This window comes from Myxococcus sp. AB025B, assembly GCF_006518215.1.
Lineage (GTDB): Bacteria > Myxococcota > Myxococcia > Myxococcales > Myxococcaceae > Myxococcus > Myxococcus fulvus.
In genome coordinates this window covers 17,493-28,760 of the sequence record NZ_SRLW01000115.1, presented here as the reverse complement: position 1 = coordinate 28,760, position 11,268 = coordinate 17,493, and the positions used below count along the sequence as shown (strand labels likewise).

General features: G+C 71.9%; 8 protein-coding genes. 5 read left to right on the top strand and 3 right to left on the bottom strand.

Annotated features, from left to right (window positions below):
• The coding region (locus tag FL311_RS20345) for a YchJ family protein (RefSeq protein WP_228556981.1) at positions 1–464 on the top strand (464 nt) is incomplete at its 5' end.
• Between the two features lie 34 nt (positions 465–498).
• Entirely contained in the window at positions 499–2,301 is a 1,803-nt protein-coding gene (locus FL311_RS20340) for a TIGR02996 domain-containing protein (RefSeq protein ID WP_141327254.1), read from the top strand.
• Between the two features lie 71 nt (positions 2,302–2,372).
• Here the strand turns inward: FL311_RS20340 and FL311_RS20335 are convergent, their stop codons facing one another.
• Together FL311_RS20335 and FL311_RS20330 are read right to left on the bottom strand one after the other, a co-directional pair.
• Positions 2,373–3,029: a hypothetical protein gene (locus FL311_RS20335; RefSeq protein WP_141327252.1), complete on the bottom strand. Its 657-nt coding sequence runs from the start codon at positions 3,027–3,029 to the stop codon at positions 2,373–2,375.
• Between the two features lie 45 nt (positions 3,030–3,074).
• Positions 3,075–5,735, bottom strand: coding sequence for a CHAT domain-containing protein (locus tag FL311_RS20330; RefSeq protein WP_141327250.1), 2,661 nt, complete (start codon positions 5,733–5,735; stop codon positions 3,075–3,077).
• A 316-nt stretch (positions 5,736–6,051) separates the two neighbouring features.
• Between FL311_RS20330 and FL311_RS20325 the strand changes: the two genes are divergently transcribed.
• Complete coding sequence (locus FL311_RS20325; RefSeq protein WP_194869281.1) at positions 6,052–6,876, top strand: class D beta-lactamase; 825 nt, start codon at positions 6,052–6,054, stop codon at positions 6,874–6,876.
• A 92-nt stretch (positions 6,877–6,968) separates the two neighbouring features.
• Here the strand turns inward: FL311_RS20325 and metK are convergent, their stop codons facing one another.
• Positions 6,969–8,147: a methionine adenosyltransferase gene (metK, locus tag FL311_RS20320; protein WP_141327246.1), complete on the bottom strand. Its 1,179-nt coding sequence runs from the start codon at positions 8,145–8,147 to the stop codon at positions 6,969–6,971.
• A gap of 231 nt (positions 8,148–8,378) precedes the next feature.
• Between metK and FL311_RS20315 the strand changes: the two genes are divergently transcribed.
• Positions 8,379–8,954, top strand: coding sequence for an ABC transporter substrate-binding protein (locus FL311_RS20315; protein ID WP_141327244.1), 576 nt, complete (start codon positions 8,379–8,381; stop codon positions 8,952–8,954).
• Positions 8,955–9,140: 186 nt separating this feature from the next.
• The gene (locus FL311_RS20310) at positions 9,141–11,207 is read left to right on the top strand and encodes a site-specific recombinase (RefSeq protein ID WP_194869280.1); all 2,067 of its coding nucleotides are present in this window, start codon (positions 9,141–9,143) and stop codon (positions 11,205–11,207) included.
• The last annotated feature ends 61 nt before the right edge of the window (positions 11,208–11,268 follow it).

Below are 11,268 nucleotides of genomic sequence, written 5' to 3'. Positions count from 1 at the left end.
CTGCCCCACCCTGCCCCTGTTCCTCCGGCCTTCGCTACCGCGAGTGCTGCGCCCCCTTCCACAAGGGCGAGGCGGAAGCCCCCGACGCCGAGCGGCTGATGCGCAGCCGCTACAGCGCCTTCGCCCAGCGTGAGGCCGCCTACCTGTGGAAGACACTCCACCCCCAGCACCCGGACCGCGCCCGGCCCGAGGCCGACGTGGTGCGGGAGCTGCGCGTCTTCGCCCAGGGGCACCAGTTCCCCAAGCTGGTGGTGATGGACCGACGGGCGCCGGACGCCCAGGGCAACGCCCAGGTGCTCTTCTTCGCCAAGGTGTTCGAGAAGGGCAAGGAGCGCTCCTTCGTCGAGGCCTCGGACTTCCGCCATGACGGTGTCGGCTGGCGCTACCTGTCCGGGCACACGCTGATGCTCCGCGAGCTGACCGTGCCGCCCGAGTCCCTCACCCTCGCGACGTTCCCCCGGTAGGTCCGCGCGCCCCTCCCATCTCAGGAGTCCTTCGATGCCCTCCGCGCCGAAGAAGAAGTCGCCCACGCTGGAGGAGGCCACGAACCAGGGGGACTGGGCGGGTGTCCTGGAGCACCTGCTCACCCGCTGGCGCGCCGCGCCCCACACGGTGCTGGCCGAGCGCATCGTCGGACTGGGCAAGAAGCTCGCGAGGGACCTGCCCGCGCCGAAGGACTGGGACGCGCTCGCCAGGAGGCGGGATGCCGCGACGCTCACGACGCTGCTCGCGGCGCTGCTCGACAAGGGCTCGGTGAAGGCGAGGCCCCGGCTGGAGGCGCTGGCGGATTGGCCCGAGGACCCGCGCATCGACCGCTGGGTCGCGAGCCAGTTCGCGGAGCCTCCCTTCACCAGCACTGGCGCGCGTCCCTTCTGGACGAGGCTTGCGCCCCTGGCGCGCCGCATCCGGGATGCGCGTGCCGCGAGCACGGTGCTGAAGGCGCGCAAGGGCTACGACCCGGAGGACGACGCCGAGGCGTTCTTCGCGAGCCACGTCGACCGGATTCGCGCCCAGCTCGACGCAGCGGCCCACGAGGGAGACCTCTCCGCCGCGGACCACCAGGCCGTCATCCACGTCGACGCGGAGATGCGGGAGGCAGAGCCCGTCGCGCCTCGGAAGGCCTGGGACGTGGGCGAACACTCCAACGCAGCCCACGGGGCCGTCCTCCCTGTCGACGCGGAGCAGCGGGGGGCGGAGCCCGTCGCGCCTCGAAAGACCTGGGACGTGGGCGAACACTCCAATGCAGCCCACGGGGCCGTCCTCCCTGTCGACGCGGAGAGGCGGGAGGCGGAGCCCGTCGCGCCTCGGAAGGTCGGGGACGCGGAGGCGCTGCTCGCGCGGGTGTTGGCGGAGCCAGGAGACGACGAGGCGCGCGCGGTGCTGGCGGATGTGTTGCTGGAGCAAGGCCATCCGCGCGGCGAGCTCATCGCCCTGCAGCTCGAGGCCACACGTCGGTCGCTCACCACCGCCGAGCGCAAGCGCGAGCGGGAGCTGCTCAAGGGCGCGCGAAAGGAGCTGCTCGGTCCGCTCGACGAGGTGCTCAAGCCCGATTGCGTCTTCACCCGGGGCTTCCTGTCCCACGCCGCGCTGAAGCAAGGCAACGCGCGCGGCCTCCAGCGCGCCATCCAGAAGACCGCGGGACATCCCCTCTGGGCCACGGTGGAGCACCTGGAAGGTCGCGGGGACTACGACGTCACCACGGACCCGGTGATGAAGTCGCTGCGCTCGCTCGTGAACAGCGACGTGAGGACGCAGGACCTGGCGAAGCGGCCCGGGCTCGAGTCCCTCGCGATGCGTGGCGCGCTGGACCAATGGGTGGAGCTGGCCCAGGACCCCAGCGCGTTCCCCGCGCTGCGCCACCTGGACCTCTTCGCCTTCCCCTGGTGGGCCGCTCGATTCCTGGAGTCACCACTCGTGAACAGGCTGGAGCGCCTCCAGCTCCGCGTCTACGTCAGTGGCCCCTCCGCCGCGGAGGCGCTGGCCCTCATCCCGCTCGTCCCGAGGCTGAAGGTCCCGGACCTCACCTTCCGGCTGGTGCGCAACGACTCCAAGGACTGGAGCTGCGGCTTCCGCTTCGTGCGTGGACCCGATGGGCGGCACGAGGTCCACCTCTTCACCACCGCGATGAACGAGCCCCACGAGGAGCTCGTGCGCGATGACCTCCTGGCGGGGCTCGAGCGAATCGACCGGCTCGAACCCTTCAAGCGCTCGAAGCTCATCCTGGACCATCGGCTCCGCACGGCGGCGAGGCACGCGGTCTTGCGACGGGTCGGCGAGCTCGATGGCGTGCTCGCGGAGTGAGGGTCACGGCTCGTCCCCCCGCCGCGAGGAGCCCGGTGCACGGTCCGGGCTCCTCGCTTCGACTCACCTGATTACCGAGGCACCGTCGAGCCCGTGGGCGACGTGGTGTCCGGCTTCTCTGGCGCGGGGTCCGAGGCCGCGTCGATGGCGCTGGCCGTCTGCCAGGCCAGGCTCGCGAACGAGCTGGGGACCGTGGGCGCGGCGCCGCCCTCGTCCGTCGGGTCCGGCGGCGGCTTGTCGCCAATCTCGTCCTGCTGATTGATGCAGGGGTCGTACGTCGGCCCCTCCGTCGGGTCCTTGTCCTCCTGGGGGTTGCCCTGCTGCGGGTCGGAGCTCGTGTCCACCGCCGAGCTGCCCACCGAGCCGCCCTTGCGCAGCTTCACCGGCGCGCTGAACACCGTCATCGGCAGGCCGAGCCGCTGGACGCGCGCGAAGAACGCATCGCTGGTCCCCCGGCTGCCCGCCACCGCGTACGCGAAGCGCCCCTGCTCGGGAGCGACGCCCAGCGCGAGGTACTGGCCCGTCCTGCGGCACAGTCCGACGACCACCTGCGTGGCGCCCTCGGGCAGCTCCGCGTTGGGAGGCAGGGCCTGGATGGTCGGCACCTTCGGCAGCGGCGCCACCTCCGGGCACGAGGGGCTTGGCGTCGGCCGCGAGCCCAGCGTGCGGCATCCCGTCAAGGCACCCACGAACAGCACACACATCATCAGCTTCTTCGAGGTCTTCATATCGTCGTTCCCCCTCCAGTCCATCCAGGCGGGCCCATCCCGCCGTCAATCGAAGACCAGGACGGAGCGCACCCAGCTGCGTGGGTCTCGCTTCATCCAGGCCATCCGCACGTCCCTCAGCGCGTTGGCCGCGCGCTCGCCGTGCTGAATCCGCTCCCTCACGGCATTGAAGAAAGGTCCTGCTTCCGCGTCCGGCACATCCACCGTCGCCGCGAGCACCGTGCTCGCGCCCGCGTCCAGGAAGGCCACCGGCAGGCTGAAGCGCTCGTACGTCCACGCGGCGCCATGCGCGGCCCGACATGCGCCGAGGATGACCAGCGGCTGGCCGCGCAGCTTCGTCCCGCGCACCTCGCCGGCGGTGAGCGCGTAGCGGCCGCTCGGCTCCGGCGACAGGACCAGCAACGAGGCCTCGGACACGTCCGGATTCATCAGCCCATGGGCGTGGACCTCGATCTGCGTCGCGTCCGTCATCGCCTCCAGCACGCGGGACGGCGTGGCCTGGCGTCCGAGCAGCATCGTGGCCTCGTCTCCGGGCAGCCCCGCCCAGCCTCCGAGCATCGGCAGGCCCAGCGCCTCGGGCGCCTGCACGTCGGCGACGACGAGGCGGCGAGGCGTCCGCGTACCGGACGCGACGGGCGACGCGCGCACCGAGTGGTACGCCCAGGCGAGGTCCTCCGGCAGCAGCCCCGCGCGACCATGGAGCGGCGGGCGCGCCACCACCTCCACCGCCGGACAGGCGCGCAGCAGGTCCATCATCGCGTCGGGGATGAGCCCCTGGAGCTCGTCGTGCAGCGGGGCCCTGCGGCTCGCGTCGTGGTGACCGACGAGCCGACCTTCCGGGCCTCGCACCAGCACGAAGGTGCGCTCGACGTCCGTGGTGACGGCCAGGACACAGCGCCCGGGGAGCTGTCCGCCCACTTCTTCACCGAAGAGGCGCCACGCCTGCTCGTACTCGCCCGCCTTGGCCGAGGAGAAGAGCAGCGACGTGTAGCTGTACGCGCGGGCCTTGCGGGCATCCACGCTGGTGGCGGGCAGCTTCGCGGCCTCGGCGATGGACTGGCGCAGCAGGGCCTCGCCGCGCGGCCGGTCGCGCTCCACGACATAGCGGCCCTCGATGTGCGTCAGCAGCGCGGACTCGCCCGGCGTGAGGTTCCCCTTCTGGCGTCGCTCCGCCAGGCCCTGCACGAGGCGCGCGTCCAGCGCGGAGTCCGGCTGGAGCCGGGCCAGGTCCGCCAGCGTCTTCGCGCCCGACAACAGCAGGGGCGTCTTGCACGCGAGCGCCTCGCGCATGCGGGCCTGCGCGCTCTCCACGGAGAACGCATCCAGCAAGGCGAGTGCATCGTTGGCGCGGACGAAGTGACGGATGGTGCAGTCGTCGGGACGCTGGGCCAGCGCTTCATCCAGGTAGCCGCGGGCGAGCGCCGCATCGCCCTGGTAGCGCGCGAGCTGTCCGAGCTGGAGCAGGAGCTGCGCCTCTCCCCAGCGCGGGTCCGCGCGGTACAGCGCGCGCGCGGCCAGCAGGTGCCGCTGGGCTTCGGACAGTCGGTGGAGCTGACGATAGAGGTCGCCCAGGTCGGACTCGATGGGGATGCAGCGATAGCCCAGCGGGTGTTGCTGGCACCGCGCCGCGGCGCTCAGCAGGAGATGCTCGGCCTGGAGCAGTTCGCCTCGGGCGATGGCCTGCAGCGCGCGCTCGTGCTCCAGGAGCAGCGTGAACCACGGGTCCTGGAGCTTCGCGACGAGCCGGGAGACCTCGTCCAGGTGGTCGGCCACCTTGCCCTCGCGAACGAGCGCGCCCAGGAACAGGTCCTGCTCTCCGGCGCGCCGCACATCCTCGAGGAACGCGGCGAAGCCGCCCGAGACCTGGTGGGTGCGGTACAGCTCCAGGTAGCGACGGGCGAGGGGCGCGCGGAGCTGGAAGTCCCGCGTCAGGGTCCACTGGAGGGCCTCGCGCAGGACGGTGCCGCCCGAGTGCGCGTCCAGCGTCGCGGCCATCGGCTCCAGGGCGCGCACGCGCTCCACGGTGGGGGCCGCGCGCAGGGCCTCGTAGAAGTACATGCGGAAGATGCCGGGCTGTGCGCGGAGCACGTCATCGGGCACGCGCGCTCCCTCCACGATGAGGGACTGGCCCCACGTCGACGTCTTTCGCCAGTCCTCGGTGCCTCGCAGCCGACCGCGCGCGGCCTGGGCGCGAGAGGTCGCCTCCTGGGCCCAGCCGGACTCACCCAGCGCGGCCACAGCGTCGAACGACTGCGCGGCCAGCGCCCAGAGTTCCAGGTCCCGCAGCACCAGCGCGCGGTTCCACAGGGCCTGTGCATGCGTGGGCCGCGAGGCGAGCACCCCCTCCAGCAGCGCGAGCGCGGAGGCCGAGTCACCACGGTCCAGCGCCATGATGGCCTGGTCGCTCGCGACCTCCGGAGCGGTGCCCGCCTTCGCGAGATAGGGCGCGGCCATCTCCGCGTTGCGGCGCACCAGATAGGCCGCCGCGAGACCGTGCATGTCACCCTCCGCCTCCAGTCGCGCCAGCTCGCTCAGGGGCGCCGGAGCCGCGCGGCCCGCGTCCGCCGCCGAGCGCAGAGGCCCATAGGGCCGATACACATCCGCGCCCGGATAGCTGACCCGGGCCTCGAGCATGCGCACGGGGGCGCTGGTGAGGAACAGCTCGGGCGGCACGGGCGCGACGCGGCGCGAGCGCAAGCCCGCCATGAGTGCCGCGCCTCCCACCACCACCACCGCCACGAGAACGGCCGACTTCGGCCTCGGAATCCAGGACCCGGACCCTGCATCCACCGGCGTACTCCCCGCGTATGTGCCCTGGCAGCCCATGCCCGCTCAACGACGGGTCGCCAGAATCTTCCCGTCACACGCTACGCCGCTTCGAACCACGGCGGTGCGGACGAATCACCGCACCCGTGTGGTCCTCCAACCACGCGCACGACTCCGTCCCGGCGAGCCATCCTGGCCCACACCTTGCTCCGAGCGCACGCCCGACACAGCAGGTCCCCCATCGCCCAGGAGTCCCATGTCCCGCCGCCTCTCCCTCCGCGCAGTGCTCGTCTGCCTCCTCATCACCACCAGCGCGCTCGCGGCACCGCCCAAGACGCCCAAACACCCCGGCTGCTTCCTCGTGATGGACCTGGACTCCGGCGAAGTCACACGCAACGGCGCGAAGCTGTGCGCCACGCCGCTCGTCCCGGCCTCCACCTTCAAGGTGCCCCACGCGCTCATCGCCCTGGAGACCGGCGTCGTGTCGAGCACGGACGAGGTGCGCAAGTGGGACGGCACCCAGCACGCCATCTCCATGTGGAACCAGGACCAGACGCTCGACACCGCGATGCGCCGCTCGGCGCTGTGGGTCTTCCAGGGCACCGCGAAAGAGATTGGCCGCGAGCGCATGGAGCAATGGCTCATGCGCCTGGACTACGGCAACCGCAAGGCCTCCGGGGACATCACCCGCTTCTGGCTCGGCGGCCCGCTGCGCATCTCCCCCGACGCGCAGCTCGACTTCCTCGCGCGCATGTACCGGGGCCAGCTCCTCGTCAGCCCCCGCGTCCTCGAGGCCATCCAGGCCACGCTGGTCCACGGCCCCGACACCGTCGCCAGCGTGCGTGACGGCCTCAACCTGGGCGGTCCCTGGAAGGACCACGCCACCCTCAGCGCGAAGACGGGCTGGCACCAGGACGCCAAGGACGGGGACGTGATGTGGCTGGTGGGGCACGTGTCCTCCCCCAATGGACGCCACGTCTTCGTCAGCGCCGTGAAGCAGCCGCCCGGCAGCAAGTCCCCGTCGAAGAACCTCGCGCTCCCCGCCGCCATCGAGGCGCTCCAGGCGCAAGGGCTGCTCTGACACGACGCCTGGAAAAGACGACGGGCCGCCCCCACATCCGGGAAGCGGCCCGCGTCGAGACCCGACCGTGGCGGCCGGGGGTGTCAGCGACCTCAGACCGCCTTCAGGCGGCGGGAGCTGGTGCTGTTGGCGGCGTCGCGCAGGGCGTCCTTGCGGTCGGTGCGCTCCCAGGTGAACTCCTTCTCCGTGCGGCCGAAGTGACCGTACGCGGCGGTCTTCTGGTAGATGGGCCGCAGCAGGTCCAGGCCCTCGGTGATTTCGCGCGGACGCAGGCCGAACGTCTGACGGATGGCCTTGGCGATGCGCTCCTCGGGGACGGTGGCGGTGCCGAACGTCTCCACCATCACGCTGACCGGCTCGGCCACGCCGATGGCGTAGGACACCTGCACCTCGCAACGACGCGCCAGGCCCGCGGCCACGACGTTCTTCGCGATGTAGCGGCCCATGTACGCCGCCGAGCGGTCCACCTTGGACGGGTCCTTGCCGCTGAACGCGCCGCCGCCGTGACGGCCCATGCCGCCGTAGGTGTCGACGATGATCTTCCGGCCCGTCAGGCCCGAGTCGCCCATGGGCCCGCCCACCACGAACCGACCCGTGGGGTTGATGAAGAACTTCGTCTTGTTGTCGATGAGCTTCTTGGGGAGCGCCTTCGCGATGACGTCCTCGCGGATGGCCTCCTGGATGCGCTTGTTGGAGATGTCCTCCGAGTGCTGCGTGGACACCACCACCGCGTCGATGCGCACCGGGCGACCCTCGCGGTACTCCACCGTCACCTGGCTCTTGCCGTCCGGGCGCAGCCAGTCGTGCTGCTTGCGGCGCACGTCGGCGAGCTTGCGCGTGAGCGCGTGCGCGTAGTGCAGCGGGGCGGGCATCAGCTCCGGCGTCTCGTCGCACGCGAAGCCGAACATCATGCCCTGGTCACCAGCGCCCTGGTCCTTCTTGTTGTCCACGCCGCGCGCGATGTCCTGGCTCTGGCCCTCGATGGCCACCATCACGCCGCAGGTGTTGCCGTCGTAGCCCATCGAGCTGTCGGTGTAGCCGATCTTGCAGATGGTGCCGCGCACGATGCGCGGGATGTCCACGTAGGTGTTCGTCGTCACCTCACCCGCGACGATGGCCAGGCCCGTCTTGACCAGCGTCTCCACCGCGACGCGGGCCTGGGGGTCCTTGGCGATGATGGCATCCAGGACACCGTCGGAGATCTGGTCGGCGATCTTGTCCGGGTGGCCCTCGGTGACGGATTCAGACGTGAAGAGGAAGTCGGTAGGCATGTCGGCTCTGTAGAGAGAAGGAGGCGCAGACGACGCGCGAAGGGCAGGACACTAAAGTGTGGTCCTGGGGGAGTCAAACAGCCATCAATGCCCGCACATTCGCGGGCGCCCCCTGGGCAAACGGGCATGGCCAGAAGCCCTCGGCCCGCATGGGGATGAATTTCGCGAGGCGCCCGACGTTCTCCTGGGCTAACAGAACGCCGAGCAATCCCGTTGGAGGACTCGCCCGACATGAACGCCCGCTTCCGTACCCTCTCCCTCCTGGTCGCCTTCGCCTTCGCACTGCCCGCGGCCGCCGCGGCGCCGAAGAAGGACGACCCGGTCGTCAAGCCCGTGAAGACGGTGGTGTCGTCCGTGCGCTACGAGCGGGACGCCGCCGCGCTCAAGCTCTTCGGCGGTGAGGAGCAGGGCAAGTACCTGCTCGGCGACGAGTGGTCCAAGGGGACCGACGAGCAGCGCAAGGAGTTCGTCAGCCTCTTCCACGGCCTGTTCGCGAAGATTGCCTTCCCGCGCGTGCGCGAGAACTTCAAGTCGCTGGAGGACATCGTCTACTCGCCCGCCGAGGTGAACGGCGGCGAGGCCACGGTGGACTCGGTCGTCTTCATCAAGCACCCGCTGAAGACGCAGGAGATGAAGCTGAAGTACCGCCTGGTGAAGGACGCGGCCGCGTGGAAGGTGGTCGACGTGACGGTGCTCGGCTCCTCCATGCTCCAGGACATCCGCGACACCCAGGTGCAGCCGCTGCTCAAGCAGGGCGGGTGGGACCTGCTGCTGGGCCGCATGCGCCAGGAGCTGGCGAAGAAGTAGCCGCCGCGCCCACTCCCGGCGACCAGGCCACCAGGCTCCTGGTCGCCGGAGGGGTTCCGAGGGGATGCCGGGCTGGCGTAGTCTGTCCCTCCCCCTCTGGCCTGGTTGATGACCGCCTCCCACTCCGTTGCACCTCCGAGCCGCTCCCAGCACGGCCCCTCCGAGCGGGAGGTGGACGCGTTCTGCATGCAGTACGCGCCCCGCGCGCCGGGGCACCCCGCCGTGCGCGACCTGTACCGGCTCTTGCGCGACGTCCCCGAGGACGGCCTGGAGGCACGGCTCACCTGGGTGGAGCGGTGGATGGCGTGGCTGCGCGAGCGCCTCCCCGCGCACGCCCTGGTGGACGACACCGAGCCGCAGCAGCCCCCCGCCGACGCGAGGCTCGCGCTGATGGTGCGCGTGCTGGAGGGCGAGCCCGCCATGCGCGCGGGCCTCACCGCCCTGGTGTCCGGCGTGTGCGACGGCAGCCGGGGCCTGAAGCTCTTCGCCCAGGTGGGCCTGCCCGCGGGCCAGGGCTTCTTCGCGGAGGCGTCCGACCGGCTGGCCCGCGCGGTGCTGCCCGCGCCGCCCGAGCCCGGCAAGCTGTCGGAGCTGCTCCTGCGGCTGTTCCCCGTGCCCGAGGACGCGGTGTGGCTCTCGCACCTGTCGCCCGCCCTGCTCGCGAAGCTGTCCGCGCTGGTGGGCGAGCCACGTCCCCCCGTGCCCCTGCCGGGCGCCCGCGTGCGCGCGGACCTGATGGACGCGCTCTTGCTGCTGGCCCTCCAGACGGCGGCGCTGGGGACCACCGAGGACGTGAGGGACCGCACGCCGGAGACCTCGCTGCGCGCCTCGCCCTTCCTGCGGCTGCGGCTGGTGTGCGACGCGGTGCTGGCGCGCGACGCGGCCCAGGACACCCTGCGGGACCTGAGCACGTGCGTGGACGACTGCCGACGGGTGGTGGGCAACGTGTCGCGGCACCTGGAGGAGGCGGGCGTCAGCGTGGACCTGGTGTACCGGCTGGAGCGCATCCGCCGGAGCCTGGAGCGCATGGAGGCCATCGCGCGGGTGCTGGGCGCGCCCCGGGGCGAGCCGCGCTGGCGTGAGGCGCTGGGCCTGCTGTCGGACCTGCTGCGGCGGGCGCACGCGGACCGCTCCGTGGTGGAGCTGGCGCGGCGCAACGTGCGGATGCTGGCGCGCAAGATCATCGAGCGCGCGGGCCACTCGGGTGAGCACTACATCACCACCACGCGCCCGGAGTTCCACGCCATGGTGCACTCGGCGGCGGGCGGCGGACTGGTGACGGCCGTCGCGGTGGCCAGCAAGTTCCTGCTCGCCACGCTGCCGCTGGCCCCGCTCTTCGCGTTCCTGGGCGTGGGCCTCAACTACGCGGTCGCGTTCCTGCTCATCCAGGCGCTGGGCTTCACGCTGGCCACCAAGCAGCCCTCCGTCACGGCGGCCACGCTGGCGGGCGCCATCGGCGAGGGCGCGCGGGGGGACCGGCTCTCCAGCCTGGTGGACATCATCCCGCGCATCACCCGCTCCCAGCTGGCCGCCTTCGCGGGAAACCTGGGCTGCGTGCTGCCCGCGGCCGTGGTGCTGGCCCTGCTGTGGCAGGTGGCCACGGGGCAGCCGTTCCTGAGCCCCGCCAAGGCCCAGGCCACGGTGGCCTCCATGCACCCGTGGAAGAGCGGCGCGCTGTTGTACGCGGCCCTCACCGGCGTGCTGCTGTGGCTGTCCAGCGTGGCGGGCGGGTGGCTGGAGAACTTCGTGGTGTACCGGCGGCTGCCGGAGGCGCTCGCGCACCACCGACTGACGCGCAGGCTGCTCGGGGAGCGGGGCGCGCACCGGCTCGCGGAGGGGCTGGCGCACGCGGCGTCGGGGCTGGGCGCCAACGTGACGCTGGGCTTCCTCCTGGCGCTGATGACGATATTGGGGCGCTTCGTGGGGCTGCCCCTGGACATCCGCCACGTCACCTTCGCGCTCGGCGGCCTGGCCATGGCGGGCGCGGCGCTGGGCCCGCACGGGGTGCTCCAGCCGGACTTCCTGTGGGCGCTCGTGGGCGTGGGGCTCATCGGGGTCATCAACTTCGCGGTGTCGTTCAGCCTGGCGCTGGGGGTGGCCGTTCGCGCGCGCGACGTGCCCACCGCGGAGGCCCTGCCGTTCCTGCGGGCGGTCGGCGCCCGCTTCCTCGCGTCCCCCCGCTCGTTCTTCCTGCCCCCCGGGGAGCCCCCGGCGCTCGTGGCCAACCCCGCCCTGGAGCGCGGCGGCTCCTGACGGGGCGTTTATTCCCCGGGCCCGAGCGCCCCTTCCTCGCGGCCCGGGAGCCGGCCGGGCA